General features: G+C 59.0%; 21 protein-coding genes. 11 read left to right on the top strand and 10 right to left on the bottom strand.

The annotated features are described in order from the left end of the window. Positions 1-9: 9 nt before the first annotated feature. A complete protein-coding gene (locus tag KQ661_RS14210) occupies positions 10-471 on the bottom strand; it encodes a nuclear transport factor 2 family protein (protein ID WP_216688952.1) in 462 nt (153 codons plus the stop codon). A 102-nt stretch (positions 472-573) separates the two neighbouring features. On the opposite strand from KQ661_RS14210, the gene KQ661_RS14205 reads away from it, so the two are divergent. Next, entirely contained in the window at positions 574-747 is a 174-nt protein-coding gene (locus KQ661_RS14205; RefSeq protein WP_216688951.1) for a DUF6728 family protein, read from the top strand. A 13-nt stretch (positions 748-760) separates the two neighbouring features. Further along, complete coding sequence (locus KQ661_RS14200; protein ID WP_216688950.1) at positions 761-1,111, top strand: MmcQ/YjbR family DNA-binding protein; 351 nt, start codon at positions 761-763, stop codon at positions 1,109-1,111. A gap of 110 nt (positions 1,112-1,221) precedes the next feature. Here KQ661_RS14200 and KQ661_RS14195 read toward each other — a convergent pair whose 3' ends face one another. Then, on the bottom strand, positions 1,222-3,756 hold the full coding sequence (locus KQ661_RS14195) for a M14 family metallopeptidase (RefSeq protein WP_317196114.1): 2,535 nt from the start codon (positions 3,754-3,756) through the stop codon (positions 1,222-1,224). Between the two features lie 742 nt (positions 3,757-4,498). Between KQ661_RS14195 and KQ661_RS14190 the strand changes: the two genes are divergently transcribed. Next, positions 4,499-4,696: a type II toxin-antitoxin system RelE/ParE family toxin gene (locus tag KQ661_RS14190; protein WP_216727986.1), complete on the top strand. Its 198-nt coding sequence runs from the start codon at positions 4,499-4,501 to the stop codon at positions 4,694-4,696. Between the two features lie 110 nt (positions 4,697-4,806). On the opposite strand, the gene KQ661_RS14185 is transcribed toward KQ661_RS14190, so the two are convergent. After that, on the bottom strand, positions 4,807-7,698 hold the full coding sequence (locus KQ661_RS14185; protein WP_216727319.1) for a leucine--tRNA ligase: 2,892 nt from the start codon (positions 7,696-7,698) through the stop codon (positions 4,807-4,809). Positions 7,699-7,949: 251 nt separating this feature from the next. Here KQ661_RS14185 and dnaG point away from each other — a divergent pair, with 251 nt between their 5' ends. From dnaG to KQ661_RS14155, 6 genes are all read left to right on the top strand, one after another. Then, on the top strand, positions 7,950-9,977 hold the full coding sequence (gene dnaG / locus KQ661_RS14180) for a DNA primase (protein WP_216688946.1): 2,028 nt from the start codon (positions 7,950-7,952) through the stop codon (positions 9,975-9,977). A 141-nt stretch (positions 9,978-10,118) separates the two neighbouring features. Further along, positions 10,119-11,174, top strand: a complete 1,056-nt coding sequence (locus KQ661_RS14175; protein WP_216688945.1) for a potassium channel family protein — start codon at positions 10,119-10,121, stop codon at positions 11,172-11,174. Positions 11,175-11,274: 100 nt separating this feature from the next. After that, positions 11,275-12,519 carry a glycosyltransferase family 4 protein gene (locus KQ661_RS14170; protein ID WP_216726259.1) on the top strand — a complete coding sequence of 415 codons (1,245 nt, stop codon included), beginning with the start codon at positions 11,275-11,277 and terminating at the stop codon, positions 12,517-12,519. Then, positions 12,516-13,712 carry a glycosyltransferase gene (locus tag KQ661_RS14165; RefSeq protein WP_216727318.1) on the top strand — a complete coding sequence of 399 codons (1,197 nt, stop codon included), beginning with the start codon at positions 12,516-12,518 and terminating at the stop codon, positions 13,710-13,712. Before KQ661_RS14170 ends, KQ661_RS14165 begins: the two co-directional genes overlap by 4 nt. 167 nt (positions 13,713-13,879) lie before the next feature. Next, complete coding sequence (locus tag KQ661_RS14160) at positions 13,880-15,106, top strand: bifunctional 3,4-dihydroxy-2-butanone-4-phosphate synthase/GTP cyclohydrolase II (protein ID WP_216727317.1); 1,227 nt, start codon at positions 13,880-13,882, stop codon at positions 15,104-15,106. A gap of 38 nt (positions 15,107-15,144) precedes the next feature. After that, positions 15,145-15,405 carry a hypothetical protein gene (locus KQ661_RS14155; RefSeq protein WP_216727316.1) on the top strand — a complete coding sequence of 87 codons (261 nt, stop codon included), beginning with the start codon at positions 15,145-15,147 and terminating at the stop codon, positions 15,403-15,405. A gap of 592 nt (positions 15,406-15,997) precedes the next feature. Here KQ661_RS14155 and KQ661_RS14150 read toward each other — a convergent pair. Beyond that, positions 15,998-17,299, bottom strand: coding sequence for a competence/damage-inducible protein A (locus KQ661_RS14150; protein WP_216727315.1), 1,302 nt, complete (start codon positions 17,297-17,299; stop codon positions 15,998-16,000). Positions 17,300-17,412: 113 nt separating this feature from the next. On the opposite strand from KQ661_RS14150, the gene KQ661_RS14145 reads away from it, so the two are divergent. Then, positions 17,413-18,240: a DUF4197 domain-containing protein gene (locus KQ661_RS14145; RefSeq protein ID WP_216688940.1), complete on the top strand. Its 828-nt coding sequence runs from the start codon at positions 17,413-17,415 to the stop codon at positions 18,238-18,240. Positions 18,241-18,318: 78 nt separating this feature from the next. Here KQ661_RS14145 and KQ661_RS14140 read toward each other — a convergent pair whose 3' ends face one another. The 6 genes from KQ661_RS14140 to KQ661_RS14115 all read right to left on the bottom strand — a co-directional run bounded on the left by KQ661_RS14140 (position 18,319) and on the right by KQ661_RS14115 (position 24,507). Continuing rightward, positions 18,319-18,681, bottom strand: coding sequence for a hypothetical protein (locus KQ661_RS14140; protein WP_216688939.1), 363 nt, complete (start codon positions 18,679-18,681; stop codon positions 18,319-18,321). 202 nt (positions 18,682-18,883) lie between these two features. Further along, positions 18,884-19,516, bottom strand: coding sequence for an ABC transporter ATP-binding protein (locus tag KQ661_RS14135; protein WP_216688938.1), 633 nt, complete (start codon positions 19,514-19,516; stop codon positions 18,884-18,886). Between the two features lie 165 nt (positions 19,517-19,681). Further along, positions 19,682-20,488 (bottom strand): acyl-ACP--UDP-N-acetylglucosamine O-acyltransferase, encoded by an 807-nt coding sequence (gene lpxA, locus KQ661_RS14130; RefSeq protein WP_216727314.1) that lies wholly within the window; start codon positions 20,486-20,488, stop codon positions 19,682-19,684. A gap of 113 nt (positions 20,489-20,601) precedes the next feature. Beyond that, on the bottom strand, positions 20,602-21,996 hold the full coding sequence (locus KQ661_RS14125) for a bifunctional UDP-3-O-[3-hydroxymyristoyl] N-acetylglucosamine deacetylase/3-hydroxyacyl-ACP dehydratase (protein ID WP_216688936.1): 1,395 nt from the start codon (positions 21,994-21,996) through the stop codon (positions 20,602-20,604). Between the two features lie 104 nt (positions 21,997-22,100). Further along, positions 22,101-23,141 carry a UDP-3-O-(3-hydroxymyristoyl)glucosamine N-acyltransferase gene (gene lpxD, locus KQ661_RS14120; protein WP_216727313.1) on the bottom strand — a complete coding sequence of 347 codons (1,041 nt, stop codon included), beginning with the start codon at positions 23,139-23,141 and terminating at the stop codon, positions 22,101-22,103. Between the two features lie 136 nt (positions 23,142-23,277). Next, a complete protein-coding gene (locus KQ661_RS14115; RefSeq protein WP_216688934.1) occupies positions 23,278-24,507 on the bottom strand; it encodes an HD domain-containing protein in 1,230 nt (409 codons plus the stop codon). Positions 24,508-24,766: 259 nt separating this feature from the next. Here KQ661_RS14115 and porX point away from each other — a divergent pair, with 259 nt between their 5' ends. Further along, the gene (gene porX, locus KQ661_RS14110; RefSeq protein WP_216688933.1) at positions 24,767-26,335 is read left to right on the top strand and encodes a T9SS response regulator signal transducer PorX; all 1,569 of its coding nucleotides are present in this window, start codon (positions 24,767-24,769) and stop codon (positions 26,333-26,335) included. Positions 26,336-26,429: the final 94 nt, after the last annotated feature.

Below are 26,429 nucleotides of genomic sequence, written 5' to 3'. Positions count from 1 at the left end.
ATCAAGAATCTATTTGCACTTCTCTTTCCTTCGCGTGTCTATAATATGCGCAATTTTCCAGCCGTCGGCCAGCTTCACCAACTGGAACGAGTCGTAGCCGCAGTGGCTGAAATGGCTGCCCCGGTAGAACTCGTAGGGCGCCCACACGCTGGCCAGGTTAGCATCGATTAACACCCGCTCGAACTGCACCCGTTCGTCCCAGCTTTCGGAGTGGGGCGTGCCCACGGCTTTCAGAAAGCCGTTGATGGATTCGATTTCCAGCGTGGGCGGCTGGCCGGGCTGGCCGCCGAACCCGTGGAATACGGCCGCCGGGGCCAGCGTGCGGCGCACGGCGGTGCTGTCGCCGCGCCGCATGCCGTCGAAAAAGGCGGTGATGGTTTGTTTCACGGCGGCGGTTTCGGCAGCGGCTTTTTGGGCGTGGGCGACGGGCGTGGCGGCGGCCACCAGCAGCAGGACGGGAATCAGCTTCATCTACTTGGTTTTATTGGATTCAGCGACGAAGGAAAGCATGCCGCGTCACAAATCTTTCTGGCGCTTCTGATGTTGTCTTTAAGCAACTAAACCCGCCCCGCCATGAACGGTAAAAACCTCTTCAATTTCGGTCCTGTACTCGGCTATTACTTCCGTGGTAAAGACCCCAGCCGCAAGAATAACTTCAACATGAAGACCATGCACTTCATCAATAAGCTCAGCCTGGCCATGTTCCTGGTGTGCCTGGTGGTGATGCTGTTCCGCTACGTATTGTAGCGTTTGGAGTGCTATGAACATTGAGGATTTTCGCGACTACTGCCTGCTAAAATCCGGCGTGACCGAGCACACACCGTTCGGGCCCGATACCTTGGTGTTTAAAGTGGGCGGCAAAATGTTCGCCCTGACCGACATCAACACCTTTGCCAGCATCAACCTGAAGTGCGACCCCGAGCGGGCCGTGGAACTGCGCGAGGCGCACGATTACGTGCTGCCCGGCTACCACATGAACAAGCAGCTCTGGAATACCGTGCTCATCGGAGCCGGCGCGCCCGATAGCCAGCTGCGGGAGCTGATTGACCACTCATATGATTTGGTGCGGACCTCGCTCCCCAAGGGCGTAAAGGCTGCGTTGGAGCAATAGTAGCTTGGACTCTGCGAGCGTGAGCGTAGCGAGCATCTTGCATTGGAGACCGTTTGGTTCCGCATGCTCGCTGCGCTCACGCTCGGACTCGCAGAGTCCAAGCTACTGTGCTACTGTCCCACCAGGAACACGGCGTTGCCGAATAGCAGCTTGCCGCCCTGCCAGAAGGCGCGGAACAGCGGGTTATCGCCCAGGTACACCACTTCGCCGCGTCCCAAATCCTGGGTGCCGAGCACGAAGGTATCGGCCAGCTGCTTGCGGGCCTTGGTGCCGATGAAGCCGGCCGAGTAGCTATTCTTTTTGATGACGCCTACGTTCCAGCCGCCCTTGCCTAGGAAGCTGTAGTTGAGCGGGTTGCGCACCAGGGCGTAGTACGTGTCGCTGTAGCCAAAGGCCAGCGGGTGGGTGTTGTCGAGCTGCACGCGGTACACGCTGCCCTGCACGGCATCTTCGGCTTCTTCGCGCTCCGAGTCGCCGTAGCGGCGCAGCAGCTGGTAGGGGTTGTCCTTGGCGGCTTTTTTGATGGCCACGCTGTCGGCAACCTTGGTTTTCAGGAGGAAATCCTTTTTGTTGGCCAGGAACTTGGCCGCGCCTTCGAGGGCGATGAGGCGGCCACCGTCGCGCACCCAGGCCTTGAGGCTTTCCAGCGATTTATCCGAATACAGGTCGGTATAGTTGCCGTTGGGCAGGATGAGGACGTCGTATTTCTGCATCGAAACCCGGTTCAGATAATCGGACCCCAGCACCGTGAGCGGGTAGCTCAGCTGCTGCTCGAAGAAGTGCCACACCTCGCCAAAGGCCGTGGCATCGATGCCGGGACCGGCCACCACGGCCACGTTGGGCGTCTTCACGAAGTGCACCGAGCCGGAGCCCAAGTCGCGGCCCGTGGTGGAGAAGCCTGATTTCACGGCCATAACCGTGGTGCCGGCCGAGTCGGCCTGGGCACGTACCAGCTGGTCGAACCGAGCCCCGAGGCCCTCGTTGCCGGTGCGGGTGATGATGAGCGTGCCGGGCGCGTACTGCTGGCCTTCCGACTCGAACGCCTTTTCGGCGTACCGCACCTTCACTTTCTGCTGCAGCAGGCGGCTGAGGAAGCGCACGTCCTGTAGGCTGTTCCAGCGGGCCAGGTAGGCGTAGGGACGGGCATCGGTAGCGGCGCTGCCCTTCACGGCCGGCGCGGAGGCGGCGGCACCCGAGTCATCGAGGCGGCCGGCCACGGCGTAGGCTTTCAGGCCAAACGCGTAGGGCAGGGCCCAGGAGGTGATGTCGTAGGTGAGGGAGTCTTCGAGCTGCGGGCGCGGCTCGAACAGCACCTTTACCAGCGTCGACTTGGGCTGGTACATGCTGATAACCACATCCTGCGGCTCGATGGTGACGTCGCCGTTTTTGCCGGTGGTGTAGTTGAAGCCGCGCGTTTTGGTGCGCTTGGGCGCGTAGCCGTAGCGAATCTGGTTGCGGTCGAGGTACTGGGTGAAGGCGTGGAGCTGGCCGGGGTCGTTGCCGGCGGCCATCACGTAGCTTTTGTACTCGCCCTGGGGCTTGCTGGCGGCGTTGGCGAAGTAGCTCTGGAACTCGCGCAGCAGGTCGTCGTGCCGCTCGGCGGTGGCCTGAATGGTGGCGCGGCTGGCGGCGTGGTGGTGCGCGATGCGCTGAGCTAGCGTCAGGGTGTCGCCGTCGAGGCGGGCGTAGGCCACGCCGGCGGGGCCACCGCCGCCCTGCTCATACGTCATGCCGATGGCGCCGTTGAAGCTGGGCCAGGTGTCGCCGTAGGTAGGAGCGTAGAGGTCGTAGACTTCGCGGGTGAAATACAGCCAGTTATTCTTGTCGAAAGCCACCTTGTTGTAGTCGCCCAGCACGCCCTGGAACTTGCGCTGCCATGCCGTGAGGTCGGCGTGGTAGGGCTTGGCGGCGGGCGAGAAGTAGTAGGTGTTGTTGGGGCCCATCTCGTGGAAGTCGGCGTGCACGGCCGGCAGCCACTGGTTGTAGAGGGCAATGCGCTGCTTGGTTTCCTGCTGGGTTTGCCAGGCCCAGTCGCGGTTCAGGTCGAAGTAGTAGTGGTTGAAGCGGCCGCCGGGCCAGGGCTCGTGGTGCTCCCAGGAGTCGGGGCTGGTGTTGGGCGATTGGTTGCGCACGCGGTTGTACCAGTTCACGTACCGGTCGTGGCCGTCGGGGTTGATGCAGGGGTCGACGATGACCACGGTATTTTTCAGCCAGTTCTGCATCTGCTGGTCCTGGGGGTTGGCCAGGTCGTAGAGCACCTGCATCACGGCTTCCGAGCTCACGGCTTCGTTGCCGTGCACGTTGTAGCTCAGCCAGCACACGGCCGGCTCCTGGCGTTTGGCGCTGCCGCTTTCGAGGCCGGCGAGGCGCAGGTTGTTGTGACGCACCTCGTCGAGGCGGCCGAAGGATTCGGCGCTGGCAATCTGAACCACTTCGAGCGGGCGCTTCTCGTAGGTGCTGCCGTAGCGCACCAGCTTCATGCGGCCGGGCGTGTGGGCGGTGATGTGGGCCACGTAGCGCAGCAGCTCGGCGTGGGGCGTGAACTGCGCGCCCAGTCTGTAGCCCAGGAACTGCTCGGGGGTGAGCAGCGGGCCGATGGCGTCGGTAGTAGGCGTCTGGGCGCGGGTGGGGTTACAGGCCAACACCGCGACTAATAAGGCCGCCAGACGCAGGAAACTGGAGATTTGAAAAGGGAATGCCCTTTTCAAGCGGGAGCAATACGCGAACATCGAAAACGAAATAGTGGTTTTGAAGCCACAAGGTAGGGCACAAAATCAGGTGCGAGTGGGTTATTTCTGAATGCGGCAATCGCGGCATTCCGCCATCGGTAACTTTGCCTGTACCCCTTAACTTTGAGCTATGGACCTGATTGTAACCGTACTCGACGACCGGGTGAATTTCGTGAAGAAGCTTCTGCGGGAGCTTAACCTCTCTGTCAAGCCGGCTAAAGCCGCGAAGTAGAGGCCTTCTGCGTTGTCAGTCGCGCAACAACAACTGGCTAAAGCTCTAGAACACTCACTGCACCAAGTTGAACTTCATCAGCAAGGAAAGATAACACTGCCTTCAGCTTACGATTCGCTTGATGAAGTATAGCATTATTTTTACCGGTGATTTCAAGCGTCAGTTCAAGGCGCTAAAGAAAATAGACTTGTTCCTCAATAAGAAATCGGATATTCCCCAAGCCATATTCGGAGCCAGAAACGGGCGCTGTTCAAAGAATCCGAGGATACGGGCTTAGCCAAGCAAAACACGCTGCCTTGTTGCCCGAAGTAGCGAAAATTTTCAGGCATTTCTTATTCGGGAACAAGTCTAAAGTATAACTCAGCGGCAGCAGATTTATCTGTTCTGCTGGCAGAGTTGTAGGACAACCTGTAAGCAGGCGAATCTCTGGGACGCAACTGCTACAAAGTCCGGGTTAAAATAAAAGCCAAGAATACCGGCAAAAGCGGAGGAGCGCGGGCAATCACCTGTGTAAAGCTCGTCGATGACGTAATTTATTTGCTCGCTATTTATGATAAGTCCGACCAAGCAACAATTTCAGATAAAGCAATAGATGCTATTCTGACGAGTATCAGAATTAAATGAAAACGGCCCGCTGCAATTGCAGCGGGCCGTTTGCTTGTGCGGTAAGCTTCAGCTTGCCGTTATGTATTGGCGACTATAATACGGCAAGCTAAAGCTTGCCGCACAACTCACTACACCACTACGTTAATCATCCGGCCTTTCACCACAATCACCTTCTTGGCGGCTTTTCCCTCGCCGTGCTTGGCCAGGAAATCCGACGCCAGCACGGCGGCTTCAATCTCGGCGGGAGTAGCGGCGGCGGCAAACTCCATTTGCTCGCGCACTTTCCCGTTGATGGCCAGCGGGTACATCACCGAGTCTTCCACTAGGTATTCTTCGCGGAACTCGGGGTAGCCGGCGTGGCTGATGCTGCCGGCCGCGTGGTCCAGCTCCTGCCACAGCTCCTCGGCGAGGTGCGGGGCATAGGGCGACACCAGCAGCACGAGCGGCTCCAGGATGGTGCGCTTGTGGCACTTGAGGGCCGTGAGCTCGTTCACGGTAATCATGAACAGGCTGACGGAGGTGTTGAAGCTGAACTTCTCAATGTCTTCCTGCACCTTCTGGATGGCGCGATGCAGCACCTTCAGCTCGGCGGGCGTGGCGGGCTCATCGGTTACGGCCAGGTCACCGTCTTCGGGGTGGAAGAGGCGCCAGAGCTTCTTGAGGAAGCCGCTCACGCCGCTGATGCCGTTGGTGTTCCAGGGCTTGTACTGCTCCAGCGGGCCGAGGAACATCTCGTAGAGGCGCAGGGCGTCCGCGCCGTATTTGTCGATAAGAATGTTGGGGTTAACAACATTGTATTTTGACTTCGACATTTTCTCAATCTCAAAGCCGCAGTGGTATTTGCCGTCGTCTTCGAGTAGAAACTTGGGATTTTCTAAATCAGGAAAAGCCTTTTTGTATTCTTTGGTTTCAACGAATTTAGCGACATCAAGAATATCATTATCAACTAAAATTACATCTACATACCTTTTCCAAAAGGCTGTACGATTAGCTAAGGTTGCGATATTTTCATCATAATATTGTTGACCGAATTGAGCGATTATTGCGTCAGAAAAGGCTTGTCCAGGACCGTCTTCGTTTGGCCATCTTTGCGTGACGAATAAATCTGATTCGCCATATCGATAAACGAAATTCGACCGGCCCAGAATCATCCCCTGATTAATCAGTTTCTGGAACGGCTCGCCGCTGCTGACGAGGCCCAAATCCTTCAGGAACAGGTACCAGAAGCGGGCGTAGAGCAGGTGGCCGGTTGCGTGCTCGGCCCCGCCCATGTATAGGTCCACGCTGCCCCAGTAGTGCTCGGCCTCCTCCGACACGAAGCGGGCTTCGTTGGTGGGGTCCATGTAGCGGAGGTAGTACCACGATGAGCCGGCCCAGCCGGGCATGGTGCTCAGCTCGTAGGGGTATTTGTCCTTATAAAGCCAGTTCTGGGCGCGGCCCAGAGGCGGCTCGCCGGACTCGGTGGGCTTGTATTCGTCGATTTCGGGCAGTACGAGGGGCAGGTCGGCCTCGGCAATGCCATAGGCGGTGCCGTCCTTGTAGTAAATCGGAATGGGCTCGCCCCAGTAGCGCTGGCGGCCGAAAATGGCGTCGCGCTGACGGAAATTCACCTTGCCTTTGCCCAGGCCCTTTTCTTCGAGGAAGGCAATGAGCTTGGGCGTAGCCTCCCTATAGGTGAGGCCGTTGATGATGCCAGAGTTGATGTAGCGGCCTTCCTTGGTGGGGTCGGCCTGCTGGTCGAGGTCCTTTTGGGCGTCGGAAATGGCCGGAATCGGGAGGTCGAAGTGCTTGGCGAAGAGGTAGTCGCGCTGGTCGCCGCTGGGCACGGCCATCACGGCGCCGGTGCCGTAGCCGGCCAGCACGTAGTCGGCCAGCCAGATTTGCACGGGCTCGTTGTTCACCGGGTTCAGGGCGTAGGCCCCGGTGAACACGCCGGACACGGCCTTCACGTCGGTCATGCGGTCGCGCTCCGAGCGGCGCTTGGTGGCGGCGATGTACTCGTCCACCGCCGCGCGCTGCTCGGGCGTGGTGAGGGTGTCCACCAACTCGTGCTCGGGGGCTAGCACCAGGAAGGTGGCCCCGTAAATGGTGTCGACGCGGGTGGTGTATACCTTGATTTGGGCGTTTTCGTGGTCCTGCACCGGGAAGGTGACTTCGGCCCCGATGCTCTTGCCAATCCAGTTGCGCTGCATCTCTTTCACGGCATCGGGCCAGTCGAGTTGGTCGAGGCCCTGCAGAAGGCGGTCGGCGTAGGCGGTGATGCGCAGGTTCCACTGCGGCATGAGGCGGCGCTCGACAGGGTAGCCGCCGCGCTCGCTCAGACCGTCTTTCACTTCATCATTCGAGAGCACTGTGCCCAAGCCGGGGCACCAGTTCACGTAGGTATCCTGCTGGTAGGCGAGGCGGTAGGGGAGCACGGCGGCCAGCTTCTGCTTTTCGCTGAATAACTGCCACTGGCCGGCCGAGAAGCTGAGGCGGTCACCATCGTCCCCGGCGGCGCGGATGCCCTCGCTGCCGGTGGCGGCAAAGCGGGCGGTGAGGTCGGTGAGGGGTTCGGCTTTGTTGGTGGCGAGGTTGTACCAGGAGTTGAACAGCTTGAGGAAAATCCACTGCGTCCACTTGTAATAGGAGGCATCGGAGGTGCGCACTTCGCGGCTCCAGTCGTAGCTGAAACCCAGGCTGCTGAGCTGCTGCACGTAGGTTTCGATGTTCTTCTCGGTGGTGAGCGCTGGGTGCTGGCCGGTCTGGATGGCGTACTGCTCGGCGGGCAGGCCGAAGGAGTCGAAGCCCATGGGATGCAGCACGTTGAAGCCGCGCAGGCGCTTGTAGCGCGTCACGATATCGGAGGCAATGTAGCCCAGTGGGTGCCCTACGTGCAGGCCCGCCCCGCTGGGGTAGGGAAACATGTCGAGTACGTAGTACTTGGGCTTGGCGGAGTGGTTGTGGGCCTGGAAGGTGTGGTGGGCTTTCCAGTGGGCCTGCCACTTCTTTTCAATTTCTTCGGGACGGTATGCGGGCATCTTGCGCGGAGTTTATTCCGGACAAAGGTAGGACGTAGGAGAAAGTAGGGCGAAATTTGTTGTGACGACTGTTGTAATAGTACGCAACCGGCAGCGCCTCACCCCTGGCCCCTCTCCGAAAAGGAGAGGGGAGCCAGCCGACTTTGTAGGGAGCATAACCGGTACTCCCTCTCCTTTTCGGAGAGGGGGTCAGGGGGTGAGGCGCTCCCGACTACCTGACGCCCCCATTTGCCCCCGATATTCCGCCACCCATGGCCCGCATCCCCAAAGAATTAGTTGACCAGATTATCCAGACCGCCGACATCGTGGAAGTCGTCGGCGACTTTGTGCAGCTCAAGCGCAAGGGCCAGAATCTATGGGCCAACTGTCCGTTTCATAACGAGAAATCGCCCTCGTTTTCTGTTACGCCAGCCAAAGGCTTCTTCAAATGTTTTGGCTGCGGCAAGTCCGGCGATGCGGTGCGATTCATCATGGAAATTGAGGGGAGTAGCTACCCCGAAGCGTTAAAATACCTCGCCCGCAAATACGGGATTACCGTTCAGGAAGAAGAAAAGACCCCGCAACAGCAACTGGAGCAGAACGAGCGGGACTCCCAGTTCATTGTTTCGGACTTCGCCAAAAATCACTTCCACCGCCTGCTGCAAAACTCGGAGGAGGGCATGAGTATCGGCTATGGCTACCTAAAGGAGCGGGGACTGAACCTGAGCACCATTCAGACCTTTGAGCTGGGCTACTCGCTCGACGCGTGGGACGACCTGATGAAGGCCGCCGAAACGGCGGGCTACGACAAGAAATACCTCGAAAAAACCGGCCTCACAGTCATTCGTACCGATGACCAAGGGGCTGATACTGGGCGGCGCTACGACCGGTTTCGGGGCCGGGTGATGTTCCCGATTCACAACATCGGCGGTCGGGTGGTAGGCTTCGGTGCGCGTACCCTGAAGCGCGACGACAAGATGGCGAAGTACCTGAACTCGCCGGAGTCGGAAATTTACCACAAGTCAGACGTGCTGTATGGCCTGTTTCAGGCCCGGCAGGCAATTCGGACAGAAGAAGTCTGCTACCTAGTGGAAGGATACCTGGATGTACTCTCGCTGTATCAGGGCGGCATTAAGAATGTAGTAGCCTCGTCGGGTACTTCACTCACCGAAGGCCAGATTCGACTTATCAAGCGGTATTCTGATAACGTGACGGTGCTATATGACGGCGATGCGGCCGGCATAAAGGCCTCGCTACGCGGCACCGATTTGTTGCTCGAAGGCGGCCTGAACGTGCGCGTTGTGCTCTTCCCCGACGGCGACGACCCCGATAGCTACATCCGCAAAGTGGGCGACCAGCGCTTCACCGAGTATATCGAAACTAAGAGCCAGGACTTCATCTCATTTAAGACAACGCTAGTGGCCCGCGAGGCCTCCGGCGACCCGGTGAAGAAGGCGGAAGCCATTCGCGATGTGCTACACAGCATCGCCAAAGTGCCTGATGCCATTAAGCGGCAAGTGTTTTTGCAGCAAACAGCGACGGTATTCGGTATTGATGAGCAGGTGCTTATCACCGAATACAACAAAGTGGCGCGGAAGCCCGCGCCGCGCCCTGGCGTCGTGAGTAACGGCCAGCAGCCCGGCCAGCCAGCCGCACCGCGTGGCATGACCCACGAAGAGGAAATACAAGCTCTCATGTATGGAGCTGACCCATCGGAACTGCAAAGCGCGGGCATTAACAATACCGCTGAGGATTTTGGGGAGTTTGATACGGTACCGGACGTGCTCCAGACCTGCGAGCGCGAGGTACTGCGGCTGATGGTGTTGTATGCGCCGCGTGAAGTTGAGCCAGAAATTAGCGTCGCGGCCTATTTTATGAGTCAGCTCGATGATGCACCATTTAAAACGCCACTCTTTGCAGAAATGTGGGAGGCTTGTCGGCAGGAACTGCTTGCTGGCCGTTTCCCCGAAGTGCGTACACTGGTTCAGACGGAGCGAGAGGAAATTCGCTCCCTAATCACGGATTTGGCTACGGAGCGTTACGAAATTAGTCCCAACTGGCGTACAAAAGAAATATACGTATTTAACGAAGTAGACCTAATGGGTCAAGCTTGTGAGAATGCGCTTCGACGGCTAAATAAGTGCAATGTCCAACGGGAAATCATTGCCTGCCGAGATGCCCTAGCAAAACCAATGGAGTGGGATGAAATGGTGATGATAATGCGCCGTAAAATGGAGCTTGAGACAATTGACAAAGAGTTGGCAAAACAGTTAGGTACAATCATACCTCGTGGTAATTAAGTGGTTACATTAACAGGACTTACGCACTTCAAAAGCTATGTAACCTGAAAATCAACGACTTGCATTCAAGACGTATATTTGTTATATTGCTGTTTTTCAGTTGGTTAGTGTTTCAACTGCGTAAGTCCTAATTAAACTAGAATGCTCCAACGCCTCAACATCAATCGCCTGATTCTGGCCGTCATCCTCACTATGATGAGCCTGATTATTGGCATGACCGGCTTCACCTACATCGAGCATTACGGGCCCATCGATGCGTTTTACATGACGGTGACTACCGTGGCCACGGTGGGCTTTGGCGAAATTCACACATTTTCGGAGATGGGGCGGCTGTTCGTATCCATCTACATCCTCTACAATCTGGTGGTGGTGGCCTACCTCGTGTCGGTTTTCTCTTCTTTTATCTTTGACGGCGAGCTGCGCAAAATTTACAAAATGATTCGAACCGACCAGGAGATAAAGCGTTTCAGCGGCCACGTCATTGTGTGCGGCTTTGGCCGCAACGGCCGCCGCGCCTACCAGGAGCTGCGGGCCAGCGGGGCCCGCGTGGTGGTGATTGAATCCAATCAGGAGCTGATGAAAAACATCACCGGGGGCCATACCGGCGAGGATTACGACGGCGATGGCGTGCCCGGCGGCAGCATCTTCACCGTCTTTGGCGATGCCACCACCGACTTGGTGCTGAAGCAGGCCGGCGTGGAGCGGGCCTCGGCCCTCATCACCTCGCTGCCCAAGGATGCCGACAACGTGTTCGTCGCCCTCTCGGCCCGCGCCCTGAACCCGCGCATGAAAATCATCGCCCGCGCCTCGCTCAAAACCTCGGAAAGCAAGCTCCTCTCGGCCGGGGCCGACTCGGTGGTGATGCCCGACGAAATCGGCGGCTCGCATATGGCCAAGCTGGTGGTGCGGCCCGAAGTAATCCGCTTTCTGGACCTGATTTCGGGCCTCAGCGCCGACAAGCTGCGCCTTGAGGAAATGACGTTTCAGCAAATCCGGCGCGATTTGCACGGCCGCACCATCCGCGAGCTTGATGTGCGCTCCATCACCGGGGCCACCATTATCGGCCTGCGCCAGGCCAATGGCTCGCTGCTGGTGAGCCCGCCCGTGGACTACGTACCCATTGCCGGCGATGTGCTGCTCGTACTCGGCAGCGAGGAGCAGATTGAAAACTTCGAAGTGCGCTTCCGGCAGCTGTAATTGAGTTAAGGGTTAGGAGTTAAAAGTTAAGAGTTGGGATGATGAATCAGCCAGTTCTCATAACCCTTAACCCTTAACCCTTAACTCCTAACCCATCTAAATGCACATTCTTCAACTCTGCCCGCGCGTTCCTTACCCGCTCACTACCGGCGGGGCCATTGCGATGTATGACGTGGCCGCCGGCCTCGTGCAGGCAGGCCACCGCGTGACCATGCTGGCCATCAACACGCCCAAGCACCACCAGCCGGCGGATGCGCTGGCCCACCTCGGACCGAATTTTCGGTTGGTGACCGTGGATGTGGATACGGATATTACCCCCCTGCGGGCCCTGAAAAACTTGCTTCTGAGCCGCCAACCCTACATTGTGGAGCGGTTTATCAGTCCGGCCGTGGCGGCGAAGTTTAAGGAGCTGCTCACCACTCAATCCTTCGACGTGGTGCAGCTGGAAGGAACATTTACCGCCTGGTACGCGGGTTTTTTGACCGCGCAGGGCGCGAAGAGCAACCGGCCGACTGCGCAAAACCTGCCGCCAATTGTGCTGCGGGCGCACAATGTTGAGTACTCCATTTGGGAAATGCTGGCGGGCCGAAGCGGTAACCCATTGAAAAAATGGTATCTGGGAGACATGGCCGCCCGCCTCAAGAAATTTGAAAAGTGGATGCTGCATCGGGTCGATGCCGTGGCCGCCATCACCGACGATGATGCGCAGCGGCTGCAAGCCATGGGCTGCCCCGAGCCGGTGGTTTTCATTCCGGCCGGCGTCGATTTTGCCCGCTTTCAGCCCGACCCGCTGGTCAAGCCCAAACCGCGTACCCTCTTCATGATTGGCTCGCTGAACTGGCTGCCCAACCTGGAGGGCCTGCACTGGCTGCTGCGCGAAGTCTGGCCCATCCTCCACGCCGAAATGCCCGATGTGGAGCTGCACATTGCCGGCAGCGGCACCCCCGACGACCTGCTGCGCCCGCGCACTGACAACGTGTTCGTGCACGGCTTTGTAGCGTCGGCCCCGGCTTTTATGCAGCAATACGAGCTGATGCTGGTTCCGCTGCTCAGCGGGGGCGGCATGCGCATAAAAATCATCGAGGCCATGGCCCTGGGCAAGGCCGTGCTGAGCACCACGCTGGGCGCCGAAGGCATTGCCGTGCGCGACGGCCACGACATTGTGCTGCGCGACACCGCCGCTGAGTGGCTGGATGCGCTCCGCGCATGGGGCCGCCAGGAGCTGCCCGTAGCTGCCATCGGCGCGGCCGCCGCCCACACCGCCACCCATACCTACGACCGCCGCCGGGTAACCGGGCAGTTTGTGGACCTTTACGAGCGGCTGCGGCCGGTGCCGGCCGCATGATAACGGCCGCGCTCCTGCTCGTGTTTTGGGGCTGCCTGCTGCTGGTGGCGCATACCTACGTGCTGTTTCCGGTGCTGCTGGGCCGGCTGGCCCGGGGCCGCCGGCAAAACCCGGACGTGTACGCGGCCGACGCCTCCGACCTGCCGGCCGTGGATATCCTGCTGGCTGCGCACAACGAGGAAGCCGTGATTGCCGAAAAAATCCGCTCCACGTTCGCCACCACGTATCCGCTCGACCGGCTGCGGCTGCTGGTAGGCTCCGATAATTCCTCGGACCAGACCAATGCCCTGCTGGCCGATTTGGCCGCAAAACACCCGCAGCTGCACGTCGAAGCCTACGGCCAGCGCACCGGCAAGCCCGGCGTGATTGACCGGCTGGCCCGGCAGGCCACCGCTCCGGTGCTGGTGCTCACGGATGCGAACGTGTTTTTCGAGCCTGACACGCTGTTTGAGCTCGTCAAGCACTTTCATAATCCCGCCATCGGCCTGGTGGGCGGCAATATTCTCAACCCCGACCATCGGGCCGAAGGTATTTCGGGCCAGGAGAAAGCCTACCTAGAGCGGGAAAACCTGATGAAATACCAGGAGGGCATGGTGTGGGGCGCGATGATGGGCGCTTTCGGCGGCTGCTTTGCCGTGCGGCGCGCCTGCTACCACCCCGCCCCGGCCGAGTTTCTAGTCGACGATTTTTACATCACCATGGCCGTGCTGCGTGATGGCTACCAGGCCATCAACGAGCTGGACGCTATTTGCTACGAGGACGTGTCGGACCACCTGCCCGAGGAGTTCCGGCGGAAGGCCCGTATTTCGGCTGGCAACTTCCAGAACCTGCGTGAGTTTCGCCGCTTGCTGTGGCCGCCGTGGCGCGGCGTGGCGTTTGCGTGGTGGTCGCACAAGGTGCTGCGCTGGTGCACGCCGCAGCTGCTGCTGCTGCTGCTGGCCGCCACGGTGGGCCTGGTAGCGCGCGGGACGGGGTGGTTTTTCTGGCTGGCGCTGGTCGGCCAGGTGGGCCTGCCGCTGCTGCTGCTGCTCGATGCCGCGCTGCAACGCACCGGCCGGCACCCCCGGCTGCTGCGCTTCATCACGCACTTTTATAGCATGAACGCGGCGCTGCTGCTGGGCTACTGGCGCTACCTGCGGGGCATTAAAACCACCGTTTGGCAGCCTACGCAACGTTTTCAGCAGGCGAAGTAAAGTAGCGCGGACTTTTAGTCCGTGCCCCCGTGCCGTTAAAGTCATTCAAGCGGCGCGGGGATGCGGACTAAAAGTCCGCACTACTGCCAGGTGCTAAACGGGGACGCAGCCAGACGGGGCTAACTTTGCACCGGCCCCCGCTGTTATGGCCCGAAATACCCCACCCCATGCTTGACTCCATCGAATCCGCCATTGCCGACATCCGGGCTGGCAAAGTTGTCATCGTAGTTGACGACGAAGACCGCGAAAACGAAGGCGACTTCATTTGCGCTGCCGAGTGCGCTACGCCCGGAATTATCAACTTCATGGCCACCCACGGCAGGGGCCTGGTATGCGCCTCGCTGCCCGAAGAGCGCTGCGAAGCCCTGGGGCTTGACTTGATGGTGGGCCACAACACGGCCCTGCACGCCACGCCGTTTACGGTATCGGTCGATTTGCTGAAAAACGGCGTGACCACCGGCATCTCGGCCTCCGACCGCAGCAAGACCATTCTGGCCCTCATCGACCCCACCACCAAGCCCGAAGAGCTGGGCAAGCCCGGTCACATCTTCCCCCTAAAGGCCCGTAAGGAAGGCGTGCTACGCCGTGCCGGTCACACCGAAGCGGCCGTGGATTTGGCCCGCCTTGCCGGGCTGGCTCCGGCCGGGGTGCTGGTCGAAATTCTGAAGGAGGACGGCGAGATGGCCCGCCTGCCCGACCTCGAAATTGTGGCCAAAAAATGGGACCTGAAGCTGGTTTCGGTGCAGGACCTCATCAAGTACCGCCTCGCCACCGAAAGCCTCATTACCCGCGAAATTTCGGTGCGCATGCCCACCGAGGATGGCGACTTCGACCTCTACGCCTTCACCCAGAACTCGAACGGGGCCAAGCACCTGGCTCTGGTAAAGGGCGACATCAGCGGCCCCGAGCCGGTGCTGGTGCGCGTGCACAGCTCGTGCGTGACGGGCGATATCTTCGGTTCGTGCCGCTGCGACTGCGGCCCGCAGCTGCGCCAGGCCATGCGCCAGATTGAGCGCGAAGGCCGAGGCGTTATCGTGTACATGAACCAGGAGGGCCGGGGCATCGGCCTGCTCAACAAGCTCAAAGCCTACAAGCTCCAGGAGCAGGGCCGCGACACCGTGGAGGCCAACGAAGACCTGGGCTTCCAGGGCGACGAGCGCGACTACGGCGTGGGGGCCAGCATCCTGCGCGACCTTGGCGTGCGCCAGATGCGCCTGCTCACCAACAACCCCAAGAAGCGCACCGGCCTTATCGGCTACGGCCTCGAAATCGTGGAAACGCTGCCCATCGAAATCGACTCGAACCCGCATAATGAGGTTTACCTCACCACCAAGCGCGACAAAATGGGCCACGAGATTATGCGCGTGGTGTCGGCCGAAACGCCGGCAGCATAGCACAGTAGCGCGAACTTTGTAGTTCGCGTCCCCGAGCCATGACAACGAGTGTTGTTCCGGGACGCGAACTACAAAGTTCGCGCTACACCTTCCAGCAGGGCCTGCCCGATACTCAGTCGCTGCTCGATGCCCGCCACAACGCCAACGCCACCTACGAGGAAGTGCATGAGGCCCAGATGACCCAGATTTACGAGATGGACAAGGCCATGAGCATCTTTGAGACGGTGAACCCGGACCTGTTCAAGGGCTGTAAGTCGGCCCGGGCGCTGCTGGATTCGGGCGCGGGCAAGGCGGCTTAAGGTATTGTCTCGCTTGCGCGTATTGAAAGGTGTGTACTAGCGGGAAAACACCATGAAATCAAGCAAATATTTGGCCTTTCAATGCCCTGATTGAATCTAGTATGAATCTACTAGCACTACTTCCCTTAGCTGGGGTCCTCTTCTTCACAAATCCAACTGCGGTGGTGAAAAGAAGTGCTTTCACAAACATTGAGATACTTTATAAAAACAACGGTTTTGAGCGTCATGTCAAATTTCAACTCGAAGCGTATATCGGGAATAAATGGGTTTTGATTGACGACGATGTAACGTGCAAGGAGCTGCAATCGAGTATTATCATTTCTTGCTCTCCCATCGCGGTGCAACGAGAAAAACTCCTCGCCTTTTCCCTAAAGGATTGTGAACTAGTTTACGCATACCCTTTTGAAGATTATCAAAAGCTATTAATTAGACTGAAAACTGTAACCTATCACAATACAAAAACCAGCTATTATTCGGATAAGCCAATTTATTTTGAGCCCTTCTGGATTAAGAAATAACCCACTTGACTGGTACTCGTCGCAGATGAGCACCAGTCAAGTGGGTTATTTGCTATGTGTCCTACCCCACTATCTTAAACGCCCGCCAGCTGCTGCCGCAGCAGCGTAAGCACCGACTGCGCGGCGTATTCTGTGTTCAGGGCGCGGCCCCGGTCCAGCACGTACTCGCGGCTGATGGTTTGGGTGGCATCGGCGTAAGCGAGGCACACGGTTCCCACTTTCTTGGTTTCCGTGGCGCCGGTGGGACCGGCAATGCCGCTGGTGGCCACGGCCACGTCCACGCCCAGGCGGCGACGGGCGCTCTCGGCCATCTCGCGCACCGTGGCCTCGCTCACGGCTCCGAATTCGGCCAGGGTTTCGGTTTTCACGCCCAGCTCCTGCTGCTTGATGTCGTTGTGGTAGGCCACGATGCTACCCCGGAAATAAGCCGAGCTACCCGAAACGCTGGTCAGGCGCTGGGCCACCAGACCGCCGGTGCAGCTTTCGGCGGTGCCAATGGTGAGGTTTTTGGCGAGCAGCAGCTTGCCGATGGCGGCTTCGAGGGTGGTTTCTTCTTCGGCAAAAATGTATTCGCCGATGCGTTCGCGCAAGGCGGGCAGCAGGGCCAGCATGCGGCCGCGCAGGTCGGGCCAGCCGTCGTCGGAGCCGGTCAGGCGCAGGCGCACGGCCCCGAAGCTGGGCAGGTAGGCCAGCTTGATGTTGGCAGGCAGGGCATCTTCCCAATCCTCGATTCTCTGGGCCAGAAACGACTCGCCAAGGCCGGCCGTCATCACTACCACATGCTCGATAGGGGCGATATTAAACTGGGCCTGCAGGCGCGGCAGGACGTGGTCGGTCATCAGGCGCTTCATTTCGAAGGGCACGCCGGGCATGCTCACGAAAATGGTGCCCTGGTCCAGAAACCACATGCCGGGCGCCGTGCCCACGGCGTTGTGCAGCACCTCGCAGTTGGCCGGTACCAGGGCCTGCTGGCGGTTCACGTCCAGCATGGGCCGCTGGAAGCGCTTGAATATTTCCTCCACATGGTGCAGCGTGGGCTCGTGCATCACCAGCCCGGTGCCGAAGTAGCGGGCGAGGACGTGCTTGGTGAGGTCGTCCTTGGTGGGGCCGAGGCCGCCGGTGATGAGCACTACCTGCGCCCGTTGCCGGGCTAGGTCCAGGGCAGCCACAATCTCATCGGCCCGGTCCGAAACCGACGAAATCTGCCGCACGCGCAGACCGATTTTGCCTAGCTCCTGGCCCATAAAGGCCGAGTTGGTATCGATAACCTGCCCGTACAGCAGCTCGTCGCCGATGGTCATGATTTCGACATCGGGCGGCGCGGCGTGGGTAGTCGATAAGGGGCTGGATTTGGGGGTTAGCTGTGCCGTGGGCATGTGTTGGGCGAAAAAAATAGGTTTGGCCGCAAATTTGTCTTCAATTTGCACAAGCGGCGGTCCAAGGACAGCCATAGGGGCCATCCGGTTTTCCCGTCGCGTCAGTTTATTTCATGTTTACTCGCATTGCCAGTGCCTTGCTCGTAGCCGGCCTGCTGGCCGCTTCGGCCCCCGCCGCCCACGCCCAGACCACCGCTGCCAAGAAAGCTGCCGCCGCCAAAGCTGCCGCCGCCAAGACGGCCGCCGCGAAAAAAGCCGCTGCTGCCAAAGCTGCCGCCGCCAAAACCGCCGCTACCAAAGCGCCGGCCCCCGTGGCCGCGCCCGTTGCGCCCCTCACCGAAGCCCAGGCCAGCGCCGGCATCAAAGAAGCCCTGAATAAAGGCATTGTGAAGGCCGTGCAGTTTGCCTCCGAGCCCGACGGCTTCAACCTGAACGACGACATTCACATTCCCGTGCCGCCCGACCTGGAAATCGTGAAAAGCACCGTGGGCCGCCTGCCGGGCATGAGTCTGGTGTTCACCCAGCTCGAAACGCAGCTCAACCGCGCCGCCGAGGCTGCCGCGCCCAAAGCCAAGGATATTTTCCTCAATGCCCTGGCTAACATCAGCATCACCGACGCCCTCACGCTGGTAACCAGCAGCTCGACCGATGCGGCCACGCAGTTCCTGCGCAAGTCGACTCAGCAGCAGCTGATTATGGCCTTCCACCCCGACATTGAAACCGCCATCGACCAGGTGGGTGCCGGCCGCGCCTACGCCACCGTGACCGACAAATACAACAAGATTCCGCTCATGACGCCCGTCAACCTCAGCCTGGCCGACTACACCACCCAGAAAGCCGTGAATGGCCTGTTCATCCTGCTGGCCAATGAGGAAGCCAAAATCCGCAAGAACCCCGCCGCTCGCACCAGCGACATTCTTAAGTCGGTATTTGGCCGATAAAAAGTTGCTGGTTTCTGGTTCATAAAAATGCCCCGACTGAATTTTCAGTCGGGGCATTTTTATGAACCAGAAACCAGTTTAATAGTCGTCGCTGTCGAAGCTGCTGCCGCTGCGGCTGCCCCGGCCACTGCTGTAGCCTTCGTCCTCATCATCGTTGTCGTCGGCAAAATCGTCGTCGTCATCGTCGAGGCTGGTGAAGCCGCCGCGGTCGGAGTTTTCGGCGCGCTCGGCTTCCACAAATTCTTCTTCGCTCATGTTGGCCAGGTCCAGGGCCTCGTCGTGCGACGAGCCCGTGTCGGTCCACATCAGGTAATCGGCGTATTTGGCCGAGAGGCGGTCTTCGGTATTGCCAATGGCGGCAGCGCCGCCTTTCTTGGCGTAGGAGTCTAGGTTATCGTCGTCGTCGAGCAAGTCGTCGTCCAGGTCGTCGTCATCAATCATGGCCGGGGCGGATTAGGTTGAAGTGAGAAATGATGCTTGAATAGGCCGCAAAGATACGGCCGTGGCGGATTTTCGGTTCCATTTCCGCCTCTTTGGTGTGGAGAAAAAAGATAAGCTCAGGCTTGGGAATGGAACTTCTACCGGCCCGCCAAGATATTATTCCGGGCAAGAAATCAGGTAGTTAAAAGCCCGCAATTGAAGATTATTGCCCGCGTACCGGTTGGAAATCTGTTACCACTAATTGCTCGTCGCAAAAGCTGTACTCGGCCGGTACATTGGAGCTGAGCAGCAGCGTGCGTCCGGCGCGGGTGGCCTGCACATGCTCCTGGTACCAGGCCACGCCGGTGGTATCGAGGTTGGTGGTGGGCTCGTCGAGCAGGAGCAGGGGCGCATCGGCATACAGCGCCAACCCCAGCTTCAGCCGCTGCTTCATGCCCGACGAAAACTCGCGCACCAGTTGGTGCCGCGCCTTTTCGAGGTACATGATGCCGATAAGCTGGTCAATCGTTACGCCGGGCCGCAGCGGCTTGAACTGCGTGTGAAACTGTAGCATCTCCAGCAGCGTCAGCTCCTCCAGTAGCTCCAGGTAGGGCGCGGCGTAGGCCAGGTGCCGGGGCACGTCTTCCACGGTCAGGGCGCGGCCGGCCAGCGAGTAGGTCAGCGTACCCTCGGTGGTTAGTAGCTGCCCCGAAAAAGTGTTCAGCAGCGTGCTCTTGCCCGCGCCGTTGGGTCCAAGGACGGCCGTAGCGCTGCCCGGCCGAAACGTGTGTGTCAGGCCCCTGAAAATCCAGTCGCGCTGGAAGCGCTTACCCAGGCCGGTGGCGGTGATTTGCAAAGCGGGAATGTTGATTTTTTAACAAGAGAACGTCATGCTGAGCGTAGTCGAAGCAGCTCTGCTGCGCAACTAATCCAATCGACTGGGATTACTGCTGTGGCAGAACTGCTTCGACTACGCTCAGCATGACGTTCTTTTTTGTCTCAATGCCAAGGCAAGAAGTAACTACTCCGACTCGCTGCCGTCGGCCCGGCCGCGCTTGGGGCCTTTAATAATGCCCCGCGTGGCGGCCCGCACAAATTCCAGGGCCAGGTCGCGCTCGGGCGTAGCGGGCAGCTCGCGTTCAATCTGCGTTAGCGCATCGTGGTTGTTCAGGCCGCCCAGAAAAAGCGTGCGGTATAGCTGCTGCACCATGTTGATGGATTCTTCGGAGAAGCCCCGGCGGCGTAGGCCCACCGAGTTGGCCCCGGCGTAGGAGAGGGGCTCGCGGCCCGCTTTCACATACGGCGGCACGTCCTTGCGCACCAGCGAGCCGCCCGATACCATGGCGTGTGCCCCGATTTTAACAAACTGGTGCACCGCCGACGACCCGCCCACAATGGCGTAGTCGCCAATTTCGACGTGGCCCGCCACCTGCACGGTATTGGCCAGAATGCAGTGATTACCAATGATACAGTCGTGGGCGATGTGCACGTAGGCCATCAGCAGGCAGTAACTGCCCACGCGGGTTTCGCCCCGGTCCACGGTGCCGCGGTTCACGGTCACGCACTCCCGAACCACGGTGTAGTCGCCGATAACGGCGGTGGTTTGCTCGCCGTCAAACTTCAGGTCCTGCGGCACGGCCCCAATCACGGCCCCGGGGAATATCTGGCAGTTGGCCCCGATGCGCGTCCCGTCCATGATGGTCACATTCGGCCCAATCCAGGAGCCCTCCCCGATTTCGACATCGGCCGCAATGGTTGTAAACGGCTCAACGGTGACGCCCGCCGCGAGGCGAGCAGAAGGGTGAATATAGGCGAGGGGGGAAAGCATTCTTCAGTTGAGAGTTAAGAGATAAAAGTTAAGAGTTATGAGGTTTCATTGGAAAGAGTCAACAATTGGATTGCAAGCGTGCGGTTCAATTCTTAACTCTTAACTCTTAACTTTTAACTGTCCTTGCGGACAATGGCGGCGCTCATTTCGGCTTCGCACACCACTTTGCCATTCACGAAAGCCTGGCCGCGCATTTTGGCAATGCCGCGCTTGATGGGGGCCAGCAGCTGGCAATGATACACGATGGTATCGCCGGGCAGTACCTTTTTGCGGAAGCGGGCATTCTCGATGCCCAGGAAATACTGCCAGTAGTTTTCGGGGTCCGACACGGTGTTCATGACCAGAATGCCGCCGGTCTGGGCCAGGCCTTCAATCTGGAGCACGCCGGGCATCACCGGGTTGCCGGGGAAGTGGCCCTGGAAGAACGGCTCGTTAATCGACACGTTTTTGACGGCCGTTACCACCTGGTCGTCCAGATGAATGACCTTGTCAATCATCACAAACGGGTAGCGGTGGGGCAGCACCTGCATGATGCGGTTGATGTCCATCACCGGCTCGCGGTTGGGGTCGTACATGGGCACCGGGTTGGTGCGCGACTCCAGCATCTTTTTCTTGATTTTCTTGGCGAAGGCCACGTTGGCGGCGTGGCCGGGGCGGGCGGCCAGAATCTGGCCTTTCAGCGGGCGGCCTACCAGGGCGAGGTCGCCCACGAGGTCGAGCAGCTTGTGGCGGGCGGGCTCGTTTTTGTGGCGCAGGTCCACGTTGTTCAGAATGCCCTCTTTCTTGACCGATACGCGGGGCTTGCCCAGCATTTTGGCTAGGTCCGAGAGCTCATCATCGCTCACCACGCGGTCCACAACCACGATGGCATTGCTCAAATCGCCGCCGCGAATGAGGTTGTTTTTGTAGAGCATTTCCAGCTCGTGCAAGAAGCAGAAGGTGCGCGACGACGCAATTTCTTCGCTGAACTTGCCAATGTCGTCCAGCGTGGCGTGCTGCGAGCCCAGCACCGGCGAGTTGTAGTCCACCATCACCGTGAGGCGATAGTCGGTGAGGGGCAGGGCGGCAATTTCCACGCCGCGCGCATTGTCCACGTACCGAATGCTTTCCGGGATTTCGTAGTAGTTGCGCAGCGCGTTCTGCTCTTCAAAGCCTACCGAAGTGAGGGCTTTGATGAACTCGGCCGACGACCCGTCCATGATGGGCGGCTCGGGGCCGCTGAGCTGAATGAGCACGTTGTCGAGCTGCAGGCCCACGAGGGCCGCCAGGGTGTGCTCCACGGTGTTGACGCGGGCGCCGTTCTGCTCGATGGTGGTGCCGCGGCTCAGGTCCACCACGTTGTCCACGTCGGCATCCACGATGGGCTGCCCGGGCAAATCGACCCGTTGAAACTTATAGCCGTGGCCCACCGGAGCGGGGCAAAACGTCATGGTGGCCTCTACGCCGGTGTGCAGTCCGATGCCGCGCACCGTCACGGGTGCCTGAATGGTGTGTTGCTTGTCGTTCATTTAATTAGCTGTTAGCCATTAGCTTTTAGCTTTTAGCTTCACAATGACCAGTAGAGATGCTAATAGCTAAAAGCTAATGGCTAACAGCTCAACTGAGTGCAAAGCTAGGGCTTTTCCGTCGCGTTTTTCACCTTCTCCAGCGAGGCCACGCGTTGTTCGAGTTCGGGCAGGCGGCGGAAAACGATTTGGGCGCGTTGGTTCTGCTTGAAGTCGAAGGCCGTGGAGCCTTGCAGGAAGGTGCCTTCCTGCTTCACATTCTTGCCGATGCCGGACTGCGCGGTAACGGTGGTTTTGTTGGCCAGCGTGACGTGGCCGGCCATGCCCACCTGGCCCGCCAGCACGCAATAGTCGCCGATTTTGGCCGAGCCGGCAATGCCCGTTTGTGAGGCAATGACGGTGTGCTGGCCAATTTCGACGTTGTGGGCCAGCTGCACGAGGTTGTCAATCTTGCTGCCCCGGCCGATGCGCGTGGAGCCCAGCGTGGCGCAGTCGATGGTGGCATTGGCTCCGATGCTCACGTAATCTTCGAGCACCACGTTGCCGATTTGCGGAATGGCTTTGTAGGAGCCGTCGGGCTGCGGGGCGAAGCCGAAGCCATCGGAACCGACCACGGCCCCGGCCTTAACGACGCAAAACTGGCCAATGACGGTATCCGAGTAAATTTTGGCCCCGGCGTGGATAACGCTGCCCGCGCCAATCGTGACCCGGTCGCCGATGTAGGCGTGGGGGAACACCAGCACGTTTTCGCCCAGCTTGCAACTCTCGCCGATGTAGGAAAACGCGCCCCGGTAGTGGCCAGCCCCAATCTCGGAGCTTTCCCCAATAAACGACGGCTGCTCCACGCCGCGCTTGCCGGTGCGGGTGGCCTGCGCGTAAAATTCCAGCAGCTGGCTGAAGGCAGTGTACGGGTTTTCGACCCGAATCAGGGCAGGCGTGATGGCGTGTTTCAGCTCCAGAGCCTGGCCCACAATGACGGCCGAAGCGCCGGTTTCGTAGAGAAACGGCTCGTATTTGCTATTCGAGAGGAAGGTGAGGGAGCCGGCCCGGGCTTCTTCAATCTTGGCCAGGCTGAAGATGCGCAGGGTAGCGTCGCCTTCCACGGTGCCGCCGAGGACTTCGGCAATTTGCTGAATGGTAAATTCCATAGTAAGGGGCAAAAATAAGAGTCAGAACGGTCATGCAGAGCGCAGCATCTTGCCCGCCACCACTAATTTTTAATCTTGCGATTGGATTACTTATTGCGGGCAAGATGCTTCGCTGCGCTCTGCATGACGTTCTTTTTTACACAATCTCCTTCGGGTAGCAGATGTAGAATTTCTCCACGCGCTGGCTCAGGGCGCGGATGTTGGGCAGGTCGGAGGCTTCCATTACGTTCACCACGTCGCCTTTTTTGGTCAGGATTTCGATGGGCTCTTGGCTTTCGGCGTTGTAGGCGCTGTTGCTGAGGCGGCCGGATATCATGAGAAGCGCGGCTTCATTCATGGGTAGGCCGAACTTGGCAGCGATGAGCTCCTGGATGCCGAGGCGGAATTCCTCGTCGAACGGTTCGGGGGCGAGCACGATTTTGAGCAGGTTGCGGTGCAGAATGCTCTTGGCGAGGTAGCTGAGCACCACATCGGGGTGGCCGGCCCAGGCCTTGATGGCCGACCAGATGTCGTAATCATCAAGCTCGACGAAATGGCTGAGAATTTTCTCGTCTTTCTCAAACTCGCCCAGGCTCACGGCGCGGCCCAGGAAGTAGCCCAGGCAGCTGTTGGCGGGCACTTCCACGCCCCGGCGGGCCAGGTCGCGGGCGCGCTGCACCACCCGAATCACCATCTGCTCGGCCGACGTCACGGTTTTGTGCAGGTACACCTGCCAGTACATCAGCCGGCGGCTCACCAGGAAATTCTCGACTGAATACACGGCTTTTTCTTCGAGCACCAGCCGCTCTTCGTGCACGCGCAGCATCTTGATGAGGCGGTCGGCGCCGGGGCGGCCTTCCTCCACGCCGGTATAGAAGGAGTCGCGGTTGAGGTAATCGAGGCGGTCCATGTCGAGCTGGCTGCTCACCAGCTGATGGAAAAACGGCCGGCCGTAGGTGCCCTTAAATATTTCAATGGCCAAATCGAGCTTGCCGTGAAATTCCTTGTTCAGGCGCTCCATCAGGAAAAGCGAGAGCTGCTCGTGCGGCACATCCTGGAAAATGGCGGTTTCCAGCGCGTGGGAGAGGGGGCCGTGGCCCACGTCGTGCAGTAGGATGGCCGCCAGCGCCGCCTCGCCCTCCGCGGCCGAAATCTTCACGCCCTTGTCCTTGAGCGTGCGCAGGGCCAGCGACATCAGGTGCATGGCTCCCAGCGCGTGGTGAAAGCGCGTGTGCAGCGCCCCGGGGTACACAAAGCCGGTGAGGCCGAGCTGCTGAATGCGCCGCAGCCGCTGAAAATACGGGTGCTCAATCAGGTCAAACAGGAACTCCGTCGGGATGGTGACGAAGCCGTAAACCGGGTCGTTGAAGATTTTTTTCTTGTTCACGGAACGGGCGGGGAGGGGATGACGGGCAGAAATCAGAACAGGATAAATACGCCGCGAATGGGCAAAAACAAGCAACATTTGCACGGCTCACCCGTCAATAACTGAACGCGAAGCTACGGCAGGCCGTTTGGGCAAGCTCAACCCTTTGTGCGAAGTCGGCAGTGCCAACGTGGTAAGCCGGCTATATATCCATTCGGGACGTCTTACGTTAGCTATACTAACCAAGACGCTAAAGTCCCCAAGACCTCAAGTCCCTACTATGCAACAAACCACCATTCTCTGGGCCGACGACGAAATCGACCTGCTCAAGCCGCACCTGCTGTTTCTCAAGGAGAAAGGCTACGACGTAACGCCCGTCAACAGCGGCGCCGATGCCATTGAGGAGATTCAGGAGAAGAGCTACGACCTCGTGTTTCTCGATGAGAACATGCCCGGGCTGACTGGCTTACAGACGCTTACCGAAATAAAGGCCATCCGGCCCACCGTGCCCGTGGTAATGATTACCAAGAGCGAGGAAGAGCACATCATGGAGTCGGCCATCGGCGCGAAAATTGCTGATTATCTGATTAAGCCGGTGAATCCCAGTCAGATACTACTGTCGGTGAAAAAGGTGCTCGACAACAAGCGCCTCGTGAGTGAGGCCACCAACTCGGGCTACCAGCGCGATTTCCGCCAGCTCGGCATGCAGCTTTCCGACCGCCTCACGCCCGTCGAATGGGCCGAAGTATACAAGAAGCTGGTATACTGGGAGTTGGAAATAAATGAAACCGAGGGCAAAAGCATGGCCGAGGTCTTCAATATGCAGAAGGACGAGGCCAATACCTACTTCGGCCGCTTCATCACTGAGAATTACGAAGATTGGGTGGACGGTAGCGATAAGGACGCGCCGCTCATGTCGCACCAGTTGTTCAAGGAGCGCGTGTTTCCCACGCTGAAGGCCACCGGCGACACGCCCGTGTACTTCGTGCTCATCGATAACCTGCGCTACGACCAGTGGAAAGTGCTGGAGCCCATTATCACCGAAATGTTTACGGTGGACAGCGAGGAGATGTACTATGCCATTCTGCCGACCACCACGGCGTATGCGCGCAATGCTATTTTCTCGGGCATGATGCCGAGCGATATTCAGAAGAAATACCCCAACCTGTGGGTGACCGACGACGACGACGAGGGCAAAAACCTGCACGAGGCGGAGTTCATGGAAATTAACTTCCAGAAGAACAATCAGAAGGCCAAGCACAGCTACCACAAGGTAACCAACCTGCAGGCCGGCAAGGACTTGCTGGGTAAGATGAGCAACCTGCACAACAACTATAAGTGCAACGTCATCGTGTACAACTTCGTGGACATGCTCTCGCACGCCCGCACCGATATGGCCATGATTCGGGAGCTGGCCGCCGATGAATCGGCCTACCGCAGCATCACCCGCTCGTGGTTCCTGCACTCGCCGCTCTATGAGATGATGCAGACCATTGCCGACAAAAAAGGCAAGCTCATCATCACCACCGACCACGGCACCATCCGCTGTAAGCGCCCGTATAAGATTGTGGGCGACCGTAATACGAATACCAACCTGCGCTACAAGCACGGCAAAAACCTGGGCTTCGAGGACTCGCGCGATGTGTACGTGGTGCGCAAGCCGGAATCCATTTTTCTGCCCCGCGAGAATGTGAGCACCGCGTATGTATTTACGATTGGCGACTACTTCTTCGCTTATCCCAACAACTACAACTATTACGTGAACTACTACAAGGACACGTTCCAGCACGGCGGTATTTCGCTGGAGGAATGCATTATTCCTTACGTGACGCTCACGGCAAAAGGGTAGTCAGAACAGCCGGAATTAAACGTAAAAATGCCGCCTCAATTGAGGCGGCATTTTTCGTGATTAGCCTTGCTGGAGCTCCCCGGTTGTGGTGGGT

It is taken from the genome of Hymenobacter siberiensis (assembly GCF_018967845.1).
In the GTDB taxonomy this organism is placed as follows: Bacteria; Bacteroidota; Bacteroidia; order Cytophagales; family Hymenobacteraceae; genus Hymenobacter; species Hymenobacter siberiensis.
This window is presented reverse-complemented; position numbering and strand designations above follow the sequence as displayed.